The organism is Clostridium sp. UBA4548 (genome assembly GCF_002387895.1).
In the GTDB taxonomy this organism is placed as follows: domain Bacteria; phylum Bacillota; class Clostridia; order Clostridiales; family Clostridiaceae; genus Clostridium_J.
Genome location: NZ_DGLI01000048.1, coordinates 44399 through 62394, shown reverse-complemented (window position 1 = coordinate 62394; position 17996 = coordinate 44399). Strand labels below are relative to the sequence as shown.

Here is a 17996-nt window from a genome sequence, read left to right as displayed (position 1 = left end):
CTAATTCTCAACCCATCCACTCCATTTGTAATCCTTATGAAACTCTACTTCCACAATTCCACAGTATGGTATTGAGGGTTGAAATTTAAATTGCCTCATCACAACTCCATGAGTTACTACGATTATCTTGTCATAATCTAAATATTTTTCTAAAGCTTTAAAGGATCTGTCCGCAACAGTACTAAGCTTTTCCCAGCCTTTCGAATCTTTCTCATCATACTCTCCCTTACAAAGAGTACATTCTCTTGCAGCCTGTTTAACTATTTCATCATCAACGTAATTATAAGTTAAATCTGGTAACCATTCATGGATATCAAGTTCAATACTTATATCCAGTGAAGTTTCTTTAGATATAATTGCAGCTGTCTGCAAAGCTCTTGTATAAGGTGAAGACACAATAATACTTGCCCCTATTAACCTTTCATCTTTTGCCACAGCCTTTGCTTGTTCTATGCCTGCTGGTGTAAGGTGTCCTAGATCTATTCCATGCCCTTTAAAACTTCTTTCTGTTACATCACTGTAGTCCGGCTCCCCATGCCTTATTAGTATAAGTTTTGTCATAATACTACCCCCAATTTATACATTTTCCTTATAGTCTTTTTACCTGTTAACTTTGAAACTTTAACTTCCAACCATATCCTTTTATTATATTATAAGTTATATTCTTACAGATAACTATAAACCCACTGATTATTTATCAGATTATACACAATTGTGTGAATTATTTGCATTTCATGATATTATATATCCATAAGTTTAAAATTTTTTATATAAATTTGAGTACAGGTATAAGGGGAAGAGGTGAGTATTTAGGTTAAATATACTTAATATTTGACCTAAAGATGTGTTATGAATACAAAAATTATAAATATTGAAACTACAAGCATAGAGCTATGCACTTTAGGAAATTATGGTCCTGTGGTAGTCTTGGAAACTGGAATGGGTTGCTCTTTTTATGAATGGAATAATATTGCTAATGAAATCTCAAAAGTTGCAAGAGTTATTTTGTACCATAGAGAAGGTTATGGTAACAGTGCTTTAACAACTAATAAGTGTACAAGCTTAAGAATTTCTAAAAATTTAAAGCTCCTGTTAGAAAAAGAAAATATAACTGAACCTATAATATTAGTGGGTCATTCTTTTGGTGGTATATGTGCTTTACATTTTACTAAACTATTTCCTAATTATGTCTCTGGCTTAGTTTTAGTTGATTCAAGTCCAATTGAAATGTACAAAGTAGAAGAACTAAAAAGATCTCTGCCTTCTATTCAGTCTACCTACCCTACAGCTAGGGCTTTAGAAAGAATGAGACATATAGGAAGTATGAGTAATGAACAGCTCATTGAAGAAGTTAATCCTAAATTATCACCTTGGCAACTTAACTTTCCAGTGTGCATACAAGATAAAATAAAAAACTTTATAATTAAACCTGATTTGTACAAAGCAACGGCCTCAGAACTTGAAAATATGATTGAAAGTGGAAAAGAAGTAGAAACTTTAGGTTCTATGGGCTTAGATATTCCGTTGAAGGTTTTAGGAAGAGATGGAACCCCTGAAATAAATAACTTAATTAATGCTGGAATAATAGAAAGTGAAGCTATAACTTTTGAAAACTTATTACAGGAATTAAATAAATCTAAAGCATCCTATAGCTCTAAGGGAGAATTTACTTTAGTCAATGGTGCAGGTCATAATATCCATCAATATTGCCCTGAAATAATAGTAGAGAAAGTTCTTGAAGTAATCAATCAAGTTAATATTAAATAGTCCATTTAATTTAGCTATTTCTATAGTTATTGCTGTTATGACTAGGGATGGTAATTTAAAAGCATTCCAACCTGCTAAGCAATTATAAATCTTTAATAAAATCAAGGTAAATATACTATATAAGTTAAGTGGAGACTTTGGTTCCTATAATTGAACAGTTGCCTCATAATGCAGAGCTATGCACTACGAGGCAGCCTTTTTATATCATCTTTATAAAATTCACTTGCTTTATAAAATAATAATCATGATCCCTCTTAAGTTCCAATAATCTTAAATTTATTTCATAATCACTCTTTTATTCTTCGAAGTCTATAATGCTTTCAATAGTAGTAGGTAAATTCCCTAATCTGTTTTTTATAAAAGTAGGATAAAAAGGTTCTTTTTCAATTTCATCTATTGGAACCCACTTAAATTCAAAGGTTTTATCATTTTCTGATACTAAAAATACATCTTCTTTAGTAATTAATTCTTTATCTTCACAATTAATTAGATAATAAAAACAAATTTCATGGTATTTGCTATCATCGCTGCCAAAAAAGCTTTGACATACCCATAGTAATCTCTCGATTTTAACATAAACTCCTAACTCTTCTTCCATTTCTCTTATAATAGTAGTTTCAGTATCTTCAAGGATTTCTACTCTTCCTCCAGGTAATGCATAAAAATCGTCATTTATTCTACGATGAATGAGTACTTTATTATCATGAAATAAAATTCCTGCAGTTCTAAAGTTAAAAATCCCTTTTTCAGTTTTAAAATTAATCATCTTTTTCCCTCTATTCAATTTATTTAATTTTTCACAGAGTTAAAACTTAAATTAAGCTCAATGAAAGCGTAACTAAATTATTTAAAGCATGTATTACAACTATCATTAAATATGGATGATACTTCTTATCATCATAGATAAGAAATGTATATGCATAAATTATTCCTGGGAAAATCATTAGCAATATATAAAATGGACTATACCAGTGTTGGGCTGCAAAAATAATTGCTGATATTAATATTAACAATTTTTTGTTTTTTACTTTTAGTAAATCCTGAAGAATTCTTATAATTCCTAATTGAAAAATAAAACTTTCAATAATAGGAGCTATAATCACTGCGATTATAAACATCTCCAAATTTAGCACACTATTCTCAATTGGTCCACCTACTGCTCCAATATTTGTAGTATATAAAATACCTATTGGCGTCATGAGTAAATTAAATAAAACTTTCATAATGAGGACAGTAATAATAAATTTAACTGGTGTTAATCCTTTAAGGTAATTGTGTAATCTTATTATATTATTTTTCATTGGTATCCCCCTGATGCATTTAAAATATATCTTATTTGCTCTCTCTTTAAGTTAAGGCAATATTAAATAGCATTTCATTACATTGTAAACTATTAAATTACTGCTAAGACTTTCATCTAAGTAAGAAACTCAAAGGCATATTTTCCTTTTTCTTCAAAGCCCATGGCTTCATAGGTTTTTCTAGCTGCCATATTTGTCTGCCACGCCTCTAATACTGGTATTTTATTTTCTTTAAGAGCAATGTGGCTCATATGGCCAATTAATTCCTTGCCAAAACCTCTATTTCTATAACTCTCCTCTATATAAACACTTGTAACTTCTGCATAATTCTTGGTTTTTCCTATAAACCTTGCCATTCCTATGGCTTTACCTTCACATTCTAATAGGTAAACACCTGATTTCATTTTGGGCAGTATTTTATCATCATCAGTAATACTTCTAACTTCCTCTTCTGTTTTCGCCTCTAAAAAAGCCGCTGTAAACTTTTTAACCTTTTCTATATCTTCTTTGTTTAATGCTGCCAGTCTGATTTTAGTTCTGTAATTTTTAGAAATCTCTTTGTATTTTTCAGGATTTAATTTATAAAACACATTTTCTTCTGGCTTTCTTTTATCGCCTAGAAGAGAAAGCAGGTCAGTAACTTTCTCAAGTGTCCCTGCAAGTAGTATTTTTTTATAGTTTAGACCTTTAATTTCCTCTGCAATTGCTTTTAATGCCTGTTCTGTACTATAATGAAAGCTTGTGAAATCAGAATTTCCATCATTTTTTATATGAAGAATACCTGTTATTTCTTTACTATCATCACTTATAAATAGCTCTCCTAAGTTTTCAAAGTTATTTTCAATTAGTTCTATTAATATTGAGTTATACATTTCATCTTTGTATAGATAATCTAATATACTCTGTTTTATTTCATTGGTTAATTGATTTATTTTCCTCATAATCTACCCTCTTCTTTCTAACCCCTTATTTTTCTCAGCTCTTTTAGAACTAAAGTATCTCTATCCACCCAAGGGTTTCTATCATTAGAATCCTTTTTAAGGATTTCTTCATTTATTTTTATTGCTTCATCAATAAGTATCCATATAGGCTGAAAATCTAAATCTGCTTCATAATCATCTAAGTTTTGAGCTGTCTTTGTATTAGATACCTCACATAAATAATAATGAGAGGTCATTTCAAACATTGAGATTCCATCAAAGTCATCAATTTTTCTCTCAACCATTGCCCCTATTTTTCCCTGTATATTATTTACTGTATACCCTGTTTCCTCACAAACTTCTCTCATTAAAGCAGCTTCAAAGGTTTCTTCCTTATTTACTCCACCCCCTGGAAACTTATAATCACCTTTATTGGTATACACCATTAAAATTCTGTTGTCCCTGAAAATAATTCCTCTAACTGCTTGTCTATGATTTACCTTGCTGTTTTTCATATGTTCTTTTTTAACCCCTAATTCATAATTAAAAATCATAATTAAACTCTCCCTCTTCAAATATTTCCACAATAAATTTGTATTCCATGATACCCTCCTTAAGTACTTTATAAAAATAGGTCAACCTAAGCTCCTGTTGTAATATAATAAATATATAAATATTAAAAATTTAGGAGAGGTTATAATTGAAAAAATATTTTATTCTTATAACTGTACTATTATTTTTCACTTTTCTTGTAAGTGGTTGCAAAAGTAATACACAGATAAAAAATGAAAATAACAACAATATAAATCTTAATAACGAAAACTCTAACAATCAGGGTACTAATAACTCAACTAACAATAATTCAAACTCTAATACTCCTAGCAATAATCAGCAAGAAAAACCAACTACTGAAAAGCCAAATTACCCAAAGCCAGGCAGTGTAACTCCTAATGAAAATAAACCTTCAATAAAAGATACTAATTGCAGATTATATTTCTTTAACACCAGTGAACTTGCAATGTATTATGTAGATACAACTATTCCTGTAGAAGACAATGCCATAATTAAAGCTTTAACCAAAGAACTACAAAACCAAAATTACAATAAGGACTTTTTAACTCTAACAAATAAAGTTCAAATTAAATCTGCAAAGGTTGATAGAGATAAAAAACTTCTTACAGTAGTATTTTCAGATTCTTATGTTAACCACATGACTTTAGGAAATGCTACAGAAAGTGGACTTCTTACTATGCTACTCTCCACCTATGGTTATAACTTAGGAGTTGATAAAGTAGCTATATACTTTAACGATGAACTTTACACTAGTTTAAGAGGTGAATTGCCCGAAGGTTATTTTAAGGTGAACTACGGTGATGCAAAGAAATTTGTTAAGTAAACTATATGATTTAGAAAATAAAATGTAGCCTTGTATTATAACTAAGCCTTACTTTGGTTCCCTTTTAAAATTTTGATATGCTTGAAATAAAACTTCTTTATGAAATTCTATAACTAGCTAAATAATATGTAACTTTTTACAATGCTACTCCACTTACAATACTATAGAGGAGTAGCATTTTTCATTCTACACATTGACCAATTTAAGGAAGTCTTTTGAATTTCACTGCTTAGATGCCATAAATTATCTACCACCCGCAGTTCTACATTTCTCTTAAATAGTTCCTCAAATATATCCTTTATAATAATCTGATTAATTGGAACTTCTACTTCCTCACTTACATAATATCCGGCAGCTTCATCTTGTAGATAAAACTTCGAAGGGCTAAATTCATATAAGTATAAGGTTGTATTTTTCATAACTTCAAACCATTTATATTCAATAGCTACCACATGCTTACAAGCCTTTGAGGAGAAATACTTGTCCTTATCTTCACTAGTTGATAAGGAGCTCCAATGATAAGCAACTCTTGGGCAATCCCTAGGAGTTAAAAAATTTGGTAGGCATTTTTCATTAACTGCCCATACAAGCCCCTTGCTCTTATCTAAATCATCTCTATAGGGTAGCCTTGGCTGGAATATTTTAATATTACCCTCTTCACTTACATGGAATAATCTCATTTTACTCACCTACTCTTTAATCTCATTGTAATATACTTTTATATTCTATTTTACCATAAAGTTACTGTAACAATATACCATATTGTATTTTTAATAATACTTTTTTACAAGGATTCAACGTCATACTTAGCTTATATTCGAATTCACCTCGATCCCCTTAATGGTTCTAAAAATGACAGCAAAAGATTTTGCCTTGAAAATCTAAAACAGTTTAATATAGAAAGTTAAAATGCCCCTGTAGGATGTATCAATTTTATACATTCTACAGGGGTATTTAATCATATTAGTTTACTATGTTAGTCCTGCATCTAACCTCTTATATGTTTCAATTTTACCATAGCACGTTGGCATGCTTTTGCAAATTTTCCTCTATTGTCTGGAAGTAATTTTATATTTGATGAAGAGGCTATTATCTCCACTACTTCCTCAATAGATAAGTTATCTGTATGAATGTGCTCCTTAAATATATCCTTTGAAAGTCCCTCCATACATCTGTCTATTTGCTTTGCTGCCCAAGAATCCTTCCCCTCTGCCCTACTTCTTAACCTTTTAAGTAAGGTTTCCTTTGAAGCCCATAAAACAAAATGCTTTACTTCAATATCCTCTGCTCTTAACTTCTCTGCAATATCTTTAAAATACTCTGGATTTACTACTGTCATGGGCACAATTACTACTCCTTTGTAGTTATCATTAATATATTTCAGCATAGAAAAATTAAATGTTCTCCACATTTCAAAGTCTTGAAAATCACCTTTTTCTAGTCCTTTAGGAATATTTTTTCTAATAAAGAAACCCACATTCTCTGGATCATACACATAAGAATTAGGAATTCTTCTATGAAGTTCAAAAGCAGTTTGAGTTTTTCCTGATCCAAAAGCCCCATTTATCCAAACTATCATTTTATTTCTCCTTTTTACTATTAATCTTCTTTCCAAATTCTTTGGACTTCCATTAACTTTTCTCCATCAAAGCTAAGTTTATAGATGTCAGGCATCTTAAGGGTAGTCCAAAAATCGTAACCATAGCTTTTATTAAAATAGTTCATTATCAAAACCATTATATTTCCATGGGTTCCAACTGCAATATTTTGTCCACGATATTCACTTATAATCCTTAAAATAGCTTTAACTCCTCTTGATTGAGCTTCTAAACCAGACTCCCCACCTTGAAAATTAAAGGTGAAATCCTTCCAAACTCTCATTATAGAATTCTCAAAATCCTCCACTGGTTCTTCTGATAATTTTCTTTCTCTAATGGCTTCCTCTATTTGAATATCTAAGTTTAAAGTTTGTGCTAACCCCTCTACAGTCTGTATTGCTCTTTTGTAAGGACTAGCTATAATATGATTAATATTTTTCTCTAATAGTAAAGCCGTTACTTTTTCAGCCGCTTCAGCCCCTTTGCTAGATAGTGGTCTACTTAACTCCTCTGGGGTATAGGTTGAATGAGCATGGCGAACCAAATAAATATTAGTAATCATTATATCACCTACTATCTTAATTAATTGGTTGAGCTTTTTCTTTCAAAATTGCTAAGGCCTTATACCCATCACTTGTAGTTCCACCATATGCACCCCACCAACTTGGATACTTAACTGGGATTGCAGTAACAATAAATTGAAACAAGTTGTAATAAGCTATAAAGGTAAATAGATTATTTAAAGCATTATTTGCTATATTTCTAGCTATTAGAAGTGAACCAATTCCTACCATTAAAGATATCAGTGGTCCACCTATAGTTGATACAAGCTTTCCTAACCTTGTTAGTTTATCTCCATTCCAAAGAGCAAATCCAGTGAAAGAATCAAAACCTCTAATCACCACTTGAAGGCCCCCAATTTTCAAATTTCTTTTACTATCCCCTACCCCAAGATAAATTGTAACCTTATCCTTGCTAAAAATTCTTGCAGGTATAGCATGTCCTAACTCATGAATAATTGTGGTTAGCTGAAATACTATTACAAATGCACATATATTGGCAACCATTTGAATAATCCCCATATTAATTTCCTCTCTATTTTAATTACTTAAGTTTTCTTATAAATTATTGTATTCTTTATAAAGCTTTGCTGAATTTCCTATTTTACCCTCGTGAATTTCTCCTCTGTATTCTTTAGTAAAGATAAAGGGTAAGAATACAATAGCACTTATTACTATTCCAGCAACTAAGTCTGTTGGAGAAATAACTTGGGTATACTCACCGTTATTAAAACTAACTGCTAAAGTATTGTTAATTAAGTGTATAATTATTACTGACCAAAGATTTTCAGTTTTCATATATACATATCCTAGGAATATACCAGCAAACATACAGTAAAACACATGACTTATTACACAAAATATAGGTGTTTCTGGACTATATAACATAAAACAAAGAGGTAAATGCCATATCCCCCATATAAAACCTAATATAATAACCCCTTTTTTCTTGCCGAAAAGAATTTGAAGTCTAACTTGTAAATATTCTCTCCACCCCAGTTCTTCACCGAAGAATATTATGTAAGATAAAGCAATCCCAAAAGGTATATTAACTATGGATAATATAATTTTAGGAACAAGTTCTTTGAATGTTTCTCCTAACCCACCATAAATAACTACACTAAACATAATAGTTATTATTTTAAGAATTAAAAATAATAAACCTAACATGACCACCTTCTTAAAATTCTTTGTAAGCACCATATTTATTTTCTCATATGCAGCAGGATTTCCACTGCAAATCATAATAAAGGTGATTAAGCTAGCTACAACTATTAATCCATTTAATACAACATCTACCTTCGTGGGAAAAACAAATACTCCAACTATAAAAATTCCCATAGCCAAGACAAAAGTGACAATATAAATTTTGAAAAATCTCATTAACCCCCTAGATACATTTTCCTTATTATAACGAAGCTGCACTATTATAGCTGCTAAAGCTGGGTACAACATCTGTAATAATCCAAAAGTGTCAGCTTTAATACCACTGTTACTCTTTAGTATAGAAAACATGACTATTCCCATTAAAGATGTTATTACAAAAGTAATTGTCAAAAACATGGTAACTTCTTTTTTAATTTGCTCTAATCTAATACTCATAAAATCTCTCCCTTTAACCCCTTCAAGAATAACTCTTTATATAACTTCTTACTGATTCCCTCTATAGTGAAAAATCTCTAAATTTATCCCCAAAGTCTTAAATAAATGAGGACAAGCCATGTTAATAATAAACTTGATCTTAACATTACTCGCCTTTACACATATTTTAAAAAGCTCTACTAACAACATTACCAGCAAAATTTATGGAATCTTCAACTCTCAACCTTTGAACTTCACTAAGCTCTTGTATGTCTTCCCATTTATATTCTGAATGCTCACTACTTAATCTTATGATTGCTTCTTCTGGTAATTCACACTTAAAAATACCAACCTGAGAATTAAAGCTTTTATGATAATATAAGCCTGTAAAAGCTTTTACTATTATATCTATCCCTAATTCTTCCCTGCACTCACGTTTAATAGCTTCATGTATTGTCTCCCCTGGCTCAATGCCACCTCCTGGAAGTCCCCATCGCTTATCACTATAAGTTTGCTTTAGCAGCAGAACTTTCCCTTCACTATTTGTAATTACAGCATGTACACTAAATCTATAAAAATCATTAAATCCCATTACAACTTCCCCCCAAATCACATTTATCACCATTAATAATTTTACTTACCCATTCAATGCCCTCTTGAACATATTCCCTGCTAGGATTAGTTTCTGGAGTATGCTCAAAAACAAAGGTTACATCTTTACCTCCAGCTAAAAACTTAATTATCTCTTCAACCTTATGAAATTTTTCATCTTGCTCCTGTGATGGATGAACCGGTGTCCAAATATATTCCCATTCTTCGTAATGTATATTATGTAAATGAACTTCTGCTATAAATTCCTTCCACTTTTTTAAATAATTTAACAGCTCTTCACTTGTAGCTATTATGTAATCACCAATATCTATGCATAATTGTATATCATACTTTCTCCATATGTTTATAGGAAATTCTTGAAGATAGTTTATTCCTTCACTACAGCGATTCAGTCCTAACTTAGGCTCACAGACTATCTTAATTCCATACTTCTCCTGAATGCACTTTAATTTTTTTAGCCCTTTTTCTATTAACTCATCTGTATTAACTTCCACTTCTCCCTTAAAGTAAGGAAAATGAACCAAAATATATTGTGTTCCTAAGGCTGATAATTTTTCTGCTTCAGCTTCAAGCATGTCCCAAGCTTCACTTGGTTCATACTTTAACTTTTCAATTAAATCATATTTGCTTCCACTTCGTAACAATGGGGAGTGAATCCCAAAGGTGCAACCCTTTTCCCTGCAAACTTCCAAAAACTTATTAAAATCCTCTTCCTCAGAAAATTCCCCAATCTCTATATGCTTAATCCCTTTCATAAACAATTCCGAATATAGCTCTGGGTTTGAATAAATTATACTTCCCGACATTCCTAATCTGTTTCCCATGATTTTATACTCCTACTCCTATTAAAGAGCGGTACAATCCCATTGCTTTGTTGTACCATATTTCTGTTAATAGTCTAAACTTTTATATCCTTAATTTTTATATTTATTTTATAAATTACATTTACCATAAATTTCCTATTTTTTTACTTCACTTACAAGTTCATTGACCCATCTATAGCATTCTTCCAATTCTTCATCATTTATTAGATTTGATTTATGTTCAAACAAAACTTTATAGCTATTGTTCACACTATTTAAAGTATTAAAATATACAGCCATATCCCCCCAGCCTTCTCCCACCTTAAGTGAAGGCAATGCTGGATAGTGACCATTTGAATCAACCTTAGCATTCCAAAGATGAACTAAATGAGTATACTTTCCAAACCTTTTGATTATTTCTAAGGCCTTAAAGTTTTTGTCTATGCAATCCTGTATATGTATTCTTCCAAAATCCAGACATAGTTTTATGCTAGGATATTCCTCTAATAGCTCTTCTAAAAGTTTAGTTCCATATATAAATTTATTTAATCCGTCTAACTCTAAAACTGGAGTAAAGTTATATTTTCTTCCTTGGTCACATAAGATCTTAAAAAAATTTCTGCTTCTTTCTTCAAAAAACTCATAAGATATTTCAGATTCATAGTAATACTCAGTTTTATCATAAAACCTCCAGTATGACCAATCTACTTCATCGTCTAAAATAACTGGCTTTGGATAATGAAGTAAAATATAATCTGGATTAAATTCCTGTGACCTTTTAAAATCTTCCTCCATATACTTTATTGATTCTTCATAAGTTCTAGTATCTTTAGAAAGATACTGTGGATCTCTTGCTCTCCACTGATTTTTTAATAGTGGAAAATGAATTCCCATTTGTAACCTTCTGTCCCTAAGGTTCTGCCTAAGTATCTTGAGTTCCTCCTTGGACTCCATTTGAGTAGCCTCAACACCAAAAAAGTATTCTCTAAAATCTCTGTTTTGCTTATCTATGTCAAAAGTCTCAAATTGTCCTATTAAAAATCTCTTTATGTATTTGCCTTCCCTGTCTTGTGTTATCTCATCAATTACCATTTTTATTCCCCCTTAAAGCTTTGAGCATACACATTATCTATTCATTAAGCCTTCTTGATTATCAAATATTTTTATTAATTACTCGTACTTTATATTATCCTTGCTAATTCTTACAAGAATAATTAGTATATAATGTATTAATATTACAATTGTACCATTAACTCTAATAAAATGTATATAATAGGGATTACTTTACTTACAATAAAAATAACCACATGAGTTGTATTACTACTGTTCTCATGTGGCCATGGGTAAGATATTATAAGGGATTTTGTGAAAGCTTTACTTAAGTTAGAGGCATGGGTTAGGCTTTCAAGCTGAAATTTTATTTTTATTCACCTTGAAGGCCTTCTGGGAACTAAAGCAAGCTCCTGTATAAGCTTGTCTCAACTTTAGTTCCCTATAGTTTGCTACTTAAACTAGAATGTAGCCTTTAAGCTATAAGGTGTAGTTGTGCTATACACTCCATTATAACCTGAAATCTTTACATAGTATTTTCCTGTTGTAGGAACTGTGTAAGATATACTTTCGCTAGTTGTGCTTCCGTTTTCTGATCTAGCAACTACTGTTCCTGCTGAATTTACTAAATATAAGTCATAATCCTTTGGAAGATTTGTTAAATTTATAGTTATAGTCCTTCCAGCATAAGAATTAAGATAATAGTAATCTACATCTGTTGAAGAATAAATATATGAACTATAAGTTGTTCCACTTGTTAAAGCTGCTGCTGCACTCATTGTATTATTTGGCTCGTAAGTATCTCCTGATGGTGTAGTTGAGCCAATACCTACGTTAGTGAAAGCATCGCTAATTTTTGTTGCAACAGTTGTATCTGCTGGATATAAATCCTTAGCAGCTTGTACTAAAGCATTTTTGGCATCTGTAAATTGAGAGTATTGAGTTAAATATGAAGTTAATGCTCTGTAATATATTTGTGACATTTTATTATTATCATTAATTGATGTTGCTGCAAGATAGAATGCTTTATTTGGAATCCCACTGTTTATATGAACTCCACCCCAATCTCCACTTGATGTATTTGGAAGATTTTGATACTGATTCATATGAGCTGGTTGATTATATAAAGTAGGGTTAGATAAACTTCTTAGAGCATCTCCTGGTGTATTTGGTGTGTAGCAATCCTCCCCCATTAACCAATCACTAGTTTGTCCTTCAATTAAATAACCAAAAACATCTGAGAAAGATTCATTTAAAGCACCAGATTGATTTTCATATTCTAATCCAGCTGTTCTTTCTGTAACAGCATGAGTGAATTCATGTCCTACAACATCAAGAGAAGATCCAATATGAGCAAAGGTTGTACCACTACAATCTCCAAATACCATTTGTGTTCCATTCCAGAATGCATTATCCATTGGTTCATTTGGATATTGTGGATCTCTACCGTTTACTGTTGCTATAATAGTTGCTCCTTGGTTATCAAAGCTATTTCTATTAAACTTATTTTTAAAGAAATCGTAGGTTACAGCCATGTTAGCATGTACATCTACTGCGTCTAATTGAGTAGATGCGTTAAAAACATTATCCACGTCACTAACTATTGTTCCTGGGAATCTAGCTGTTCTATTAGCATCATAAGTTTCGATTCTCGCCGCCTTAGTTAAGTCTCTCATATAGTATCTTCCACTTACTAAGTCAAGGTTTAAATTTCTTGTTGCTAAAAGACCTGTTCCAGTACCAGTACTTGCAACCTTCTTTATTTCATTTCTGGTCTTTACTACATCTCCAGTGTTTGCATTTACAATACTTTTTACATTTCCATAGTAAGGTGCCATAAATTGAGTTGTCACATAATAAACAGGTATCCAATTACCATTATCATTATATATATATTGCTCAGCCTTAGGATCTGCAGAGTATTTAATCTCATTTTCCTTAATATTTAATTCCTTTAATACATTTTTAATAGCATTTTCACTTGAAAGTTTAAATTCTTTCTTCCAAGCCTTATCGCTTACATTGCTTTCTACATTACCATTAACAGCGTATACAGTTCCATCTTCATTAGTGTGAACTATAACTTCTGTTCCGTATACTGGAATACCATCTACAACCAATTTATTTTTGTAATGTTTTTTGTTTAGGCTATCAACCTCAACTGATTCATTCACAAATTCTCCAACACTTACCTCAAACATATCTTTATTCTTGCTCATAAATGCTGCCGCATCTTTTGAATCATCTACACCTTTTTCAGAAAGAGTTCCTGTAATAAAGTTTGGAACATTCTTTTTGCTATCCCATTTTACCTCAAACTTGTCCCCTTTCTTCTCTGATTTTTCTCTAAATTTTTCGATTGTTTCCATTTTCTTAGGACTTAACCCTTGTGCATTTGATTCATTGTTTAATGATGCAGCAGAAGCAACTGAACTCATTGAAAGCGCTGTTACCATTACTAAACTTAATACTTTTTTCATTAAAGTTTCCCCCTTTTTAATTATAATTGGATTTGTACTCTTTAAAGCACTCCATTCTAAGTTAAAAGCTAAACGCCAAATCTTGTAAAAGTTAAATAAAAGGCATGTCATAAAACTCCCCAATTCTTGATTTGCCTAATCTTAACTCCTACACTCCCTCCTTTCTTGTTTATTTATTATTTATGTTAAAATTTATGTAACTTGATTACTTACATAATAAATTTACTTCAAATTTATCATGCAAATATTAATTTTATCTGAATAATAATCTGAATTTGTTTCCAAATTATTAACTTCTTGTATTTATTATACATATAAAGCACCCCCTTGGCAACACTTTTTTAAAATATTTTTGTTGCTAATTTTTTATTGATTTTTTTACATTTTAGATTCTTTATAGTTTTCTAGTTTGTTAATACATTTAATAGATAGTTAGTTTAAAAACTACTTTATTGATTAAGTAACCTTTTAATAGAACAAAGTACTAAAATAGGGAAACAAAAAAACAGCCCACATATTTCTATATGGGCTGTTCCATAAATTCTTAAAATTATTATTAAAGGAATTTTTTTACTTAAGTAATGCATTACTATTGCTTGAGCATAACTAAATAGAGTCATAATAAATTCCTTATAAAACATAAATGTATATACTATAGTATATACATTTCCTCTTTTGTTTATAGATGCCTATTTATTATTACCCTAAATGAATAATATTACTATTGCCTATAGGATTTGGATCATCTGAAGGTCCATGAATATTCATAATATTAAAACCAGCAGAAAGAAGTAACGCTACTAGAGTACCTGCTACTAACTTTTTCATTTTTTTCATAATATATCCCCCCCATTATTCATTATGATTTTATTATACAATAACTTATCACCAATTTCCACCTATTTTTTGTGACACTTTTATAATATCACCAGCTTCTTTTAACTTGTTTTGGTTAATATATAGTTCTATCAGTTTTAAATATGCTTTAAGTAGCTGGGAAGAATTATACTTTGTATCAGCTATTTCTATGATTTTATGATATAGTTCTTCTGCCTCTTCAAGTTTACATAATTTTTTATAAACATCAATTAATAGGTAATATCCTTCAATTAAATAATAATTCTCATTATACTTTTTAGCAATATCGCAGCCCATTTTGAGCAGTAAGGTTGCCTCTGTATAAAGCTCCTTTTCAATGTATAATTCAGCCTTATTAATTATTGTATGAGACAATAATGCTTCATCATGCTCAACTCTTATGCTTTCTGACTTATTAAAAGCAATAAGACTGCTATCATAATCACCGAGATCTAAGTAAAAACTGCCTAAGTTATTATAAATAGTTCCTTTAATCTCTTCTTTTAAATTTGTAAAGTTGTTCAGGGTTTCTGTTAGCACTAATATGGACTCCTCAATATATCCCTTTTCATTTAAACAATTGGCTTTTAAAATATTAACCTGAGGACATCTTTCACTGTAATCACTAAAATCACTTATTTTAGATATATATATATCAATATATTTAAGTGCTTCTTCTATTTTCCCCATTTTCTTATAAGTAAGAGCTATATTAAATATAGAGTTTATTTCAACAACTTTATCCTTAAACTCAACAGCATAATGATTGGCTCTATTAAAATACAAAAGAGCCTCAACATAGTCTAATTCTCTTAATTTACACATACCCAATCTATTATTTAAGTAGCATTGTTTATCTATGTTTTTTATTTCCTTATAAATTTCTAAAGAATTACTGTAGGCTATAAAAGCATCTAAAAACTGATAGCTTTCATATTTTATATCCCCAAGCACCTTATAAGCATTGGCTTCTTCTTCTTTTAGTCCATATTTCGAACCAATTTCAATAACAGAATTAACATCTTCTTCAGTTGGGTTGTTTTCCATTTTGCTCTTACAGTAAATTACTGCTTCTTCTTCTCTTGACATAAGTAAATCGTTTTCATCTATGTTCATCTCAATATTAAGTTCTTTTGCTTTTGATCTTAATTTTTCCATAATTAACTTTGCAGTATTCTTATTTAAGTTTCTTTTTCCAACTTCTATCATGCCAAAATAACTTCTAGTCATTGTATCATCTGTAAAATCATTTTGAGTCATGTTTAATTCTTTTCTAATTTTTTTTAACCTTTGGCCAGGTGTTAGAAACTCCATTCACATCATCCCTTTATGGTGTATTTAATTTGCTTAAAGGTCTTTATTTGTTTTGCATTATATTTACATTATAGTTCATTATTCACAAAATTAACATATCTACACATAAAAATTCTTAATAATCCCCAAAATACTCTTCTATAGTAACTTCCCCAAAAATCTCTGTACCATATATTTCTTCTTTTAGTCCTTTACTAAAATCAGTTATGAAGCTTTTCTTCTCATCCATAATTTTCTTAGCTGCTACTGTTTTTAACAATTTAAATCCTTCATTACAAAAATTTACTTCAAAACCCTGAACTCTATCCGAAAGCAATCTGAAAAAATAGGGATTATTTTTATCAATCCAGTTTGAAGCCATGAATATAGACATAGCCCCTATCTCATCTAAAATATCCGCATCCTGTAAGATTTTTAAACAATAATCATCATCTTCTGTTTCTTTATCAGAATGTTTTTCAATTAAATATAGTAATCTATTTATATTATGTACCTCATTAGCTATGTCTTTATTTTCACCTAACCATTGCTCAACAATATCTTTTCCTAGTGTAGCATGGTTTTCTCTTATATGTATTCTACCTACATCATGTAATATGGTAGCTAATCTTGTAAGTAAAACTTCCTCATAAGATAACTGATGATTTTCTCTATTTAAAAGTTTTTTAACATATTCTTCCACTCTTAGTGAATGTAACACAACAAATTCCCAAGTATTACGCCAAGGATGAATAGTTTCATAGTTTATTATCCTACCTCTTAAGTAAGAAACAAGGAATTTCTTACCTTCTTCTAAAATAGTTTCTTCCATATTAGTCCCCTTATTCAAGCTCCCTTACCCCTTAAAGCTTTATATAATTACAACTTAGTTTTAATATATAGTTGTTACTTATTATGATACCTCTTATCTGATTTAGTGGTCAATAATTTTATTATATTATAAGTAAATTTATATCTTAATTATTATATTTATGCTTTAGTTATGAAATTTTTCTTACTTATACATTAGTTATGAAGATTTTATTTCCTTTTGTCTAATTTCAATTATTTCAACACATTAGTCACTTAATAAACCTTACGGTTTTATGATTTACTTGTGAAATATTAATATCAATGGGTAATTTATTTTTCTATGGTTGGACCTTGAAATTTAACTACATTAGTATTAAATGTTATTCTTATTCCTCAAGTTCTGTCCATTGTATATAATAAATTTTTAAGCTATAATTGTATCAATTAAACTTCAATATTAGGAGTGATTAAATGAATTATAATCGAAAATATTATGGTTTTGATTTGCTTTCTATATTTTTATTTCTTTTAAGCTTTCTTTTTAGTCTTTGGCAAAGAACTACCCCATTAAGTTTATTCCTTTTTATATACTCAGCATATAGAGTATTCTCCAAGAATACTTATAAGCGACAGAAGGAATATGATACATTCTATAATTATGCTAATAGAATCTTCAATAAAATAGGTATAAAAATCCCTTATTATATAGCTCCATTAAATTTTAGTGCAGTTACTCCCTTTATTAATAAGCTTAGATATAAAATAAATCAAAGACGTCAATTTAAAATAACTAAATGTCCTTATTGTAAACAAAAACTTAGATTGCCAAGAGGCAAAGGGAAAATTACTGTTACCTGTAAGGCCTGTTTAAAAGAATTTAAATTTAAAACTTAAAATAAAAGATTATGCAATAAAAAAGTATGCATTGGCATACTTTTTTTATTGCATAAAATTCGGTTTATAA

19 protein-coding genes are annotated in these 17996 nt (G+C 30.1%); 2 read left to right on the top strand and 17 right to left on the bottom strand.

What is annotated here, in order from left to right; translation table 11 throughout:
* Positions 1 to 561, bottom strand: a complete 561-nt coding sequence (locus B3040_RS17875) for a histidine phosphatase family protein (protein WP_291576321.1) — start codon at positions 559 to 561, stop codon at positions 1 to 3.
* Between the two features lie 288 nt (positions 562 to 849).
* Here B3040_RS17875 and B3040_RS17870 point away from each other — a divergent pair, with 288 nt between their 5' ends.
* Positions 850 to 1767, top strand: a complete 918-nt coding sequence (locus B3040_RS17870) for an alpha/beta fold hydrolase (protein ID WP_291576318.1) — start codon at positions 850 to 852, stop codon at positions 1765 to 1767.
* A gap of 295 nt (positions 1768 to 2062) precedes the next feature.
* Here B3040_RS17870 and B3040_RS17865 read toward each other — a convergent pair whose 3' ends face one another.
* From B3040_RS17865 to B3040_RS17850, 4 genes are all read right to left on the bottom strand, one after another.
* Complete coding sequence (locus B3040_RS17865; RefSeq protein ID WP_291576316.1) at positions 2063 to 2533, bottom strand: NUDIX hydrolase; 471 nt, start codon at positions 2531 to 2533, stop codon at positions 2063 to 2065.
* Positions 2534 to 2579: 46 nt separating this feature from the next.
* Positions 2580 to 3068, bottom strand: a complete 489-nt coding sequence (locus tag B3040_RS17860) for a type II CAAX prenyl endopeptidase Rce1 family protein (RefSeq protein ID WP_291576314.1) — start codon at positions 3066 to 3068, stop codon at positions 2580 to 2582.
* 116 nt (positions 3069 to 3184) lie between these two features.
* Positions 3185 to 4009 carry a GNAT family N-acetyltransferase gene (locus B3040_RS17855; RefSeq protein WP_291576312.1) on the bottom strand — a complete coding sequence of 275 codons (825 nt, stop codon included), beginning with the start codon at positions 4007 to 4009 and terminating at the stop codon, positions 3185 to 3187.
* A gap of 17 nt (positions 4010 to 4026) precedes the next feature.
* A complete protein-coding gene (locus B3040_RS17850) occupies positions 4027 to 4542 on the bottom strand; it encodes an NUDIX hydrolase (RefSeq protein ID WP_291576310.1) in 516 nt (171 codons plus the stop codon).
* A 146-nt stretch (positions 4543 to 4688) separates the two neighbouring features.
* Between B3040_RS17850 and B3040_RS17845 the strand changes: the two genes are divergently transcribed.
* On the top strand, positions 4689 to 5384 hold the full coding sequence (locus B3040_RS17845; protein ID WP_291576308.1) for a GerMN domain-containing protein: 696 nt from the start codon (positions 4689 to 4691) through the stop codon (positions 5382 to 5384).
* Between the two features lie 161 nt (positions 5385 to 5545).
* On the opposite strand, the gene B3040_RS17840 is transcribed toward B3040_RS17845, so the two are convergent.
* The 12 genes from B3040_RS17840 to B3040_RS17785 all read right to left on the bottom strand — a co-directional run bounded on the left by B3040_RS17840 (position 5546) and on the right by B3040_RS17785 (position 17051).
* A complete protein-coding gene (locus tag B3040_RS17840) occupies positions 5546 to 6064 on the bottom strand; it encodes a DUF6886 family protein (RefSeq protein WP_291576306.1) in 519 nt (172 codons plus the stop codon).
* A 308-nt stretch (positions 6065 to 6372) separates the two neighbouring features.
* Complete coding sequence (locus B3040_RS17835) at positions 6373 to 6963, bottom strand: AAA family ATPase (RefSeq protein ID WP_291576303.1); 591 nt, start codon at positions 6961 to 6963, stop codon at positions 6373 to 6375.
* 20 nt (positions 6964 to 6983) lie between these two features.
* The gene (locus B3040_RS17830; protein ID WP_291576301.1) at positions 6984 to 7544 is read right to left on the bottom strand and encodes a histidine phosphatase family protein; all 561 of its coding nucleotides are present in this window, start codon (positions 7542 to 7544) and stop codon (positions 6984 to 6986) included.
* Positions 7545 to 7560: 16 nt separating this feature from the next.
* On the bottom strand, positions 7561 to 8064 hold the full coding sequence (locus tag B3040_RS17825; protein ID WP_291576299.1) for a hypothetical protein: 504 nt from the start codon (positions 8062 to 8064) through the stop codon (positions 7561 to 7563).
* Between the two features lie 36 nt (positions 8065 to 8100).
* Positions 8101 to 9144, bottom strand: coding sequence for a CPBP family intramembrane glutamic endopeptidase (locus tag B3040_RS17820; RefSeq protein ID WP_291576297.1), 1044 nt, complete (start codon positions 9142 to 9144; stop codon positions 8101 to 8103).
* 166 nt (positions 9145 to 9310) lie between these two features.
* Complete coding sequence (locus B3040_RS17815; RefSeq protein ID WP_291576295.1) at positions 9311 to 9715, bottom strand: NUDIX hydrolase; 405 nt, start codon at positions 9713 to 9715, stop codon at positions 9311 to 9313.
* The gene (locus B3040_RS17810) at positions 9705 to 10559 is read right to left on the bottom strand and encodes a TIM barrel protein (protein ID WP_291576293.1); all 855 of its coding nucleotides are present in this window, start codon (positions 10557 to 10559) and stop codon (positions 9705 to 9707) included. Before B3040_RS17810 ends, B3040_RS17815 begins: the two co-directional genes overlap by 11 nt.
* Positions 10560 to 10694: 135 nt before the next feature.
* Complete coding sequence (locus tag B3040_RS17805; protein ID WP_291576291.1) at positions 10695 to 11630, bottom strand: TIM barrel protein; 936 nt, start codon at positions 11628 to 11630, stop codon at positions 10695 to 10697.
* Positions 11631 to 12049: 419 nt separating this feature from the next.
* Positions 12050 to 14068, bottom strand: coding sequence for a M4 family metallopeptidase (locus B3040_RS17800; protein WP_291576289.1), 2019 nt, complete (start codon positions 14066 to 14068; stop codon positions 12050 to 12052).
* A 699-nt stretch (positions 14069 to 14767) separates the two neighbouring features.
* Positions 14768 to 14905 carry a hypothetical protein gene (locus tag B3040_RS17795; RefSeq protein WP_291576286.1) on the bottom strand — a complete coding sequence of 46 codons (138 nt, stop codon included), beginning with the start codon at positions 14903 to 14905 and terminating at the stop codon, positions 14768 to 14770.
* 48 nt (positions 14906 to 14953) lie between these two features.
* Positions 14954 to 16240, bottom strand: a complete 1287-nt coding sequence (locus B3040_RS17790) for a transcriptional regulator (protein ID WP_291576284.1) — start codon at positions 16238 to 16240, stop codon at positions 14954 to 14956.
* Between the two features lie 115 nt (positions 16241 to 16355).
* Positions 16356 to 17051, bottom strand: a complete 696-nt coding sequence (locus B3040_RS17785) for an HD domain-containing protein (RefSeq protein ID WP_291576282.1) — start codon at positions 17049 to 17051, stop codon at positions 16356 to 16358.
* Positions 17052 to 17996 lie beyond the last annotated feature (945 nt).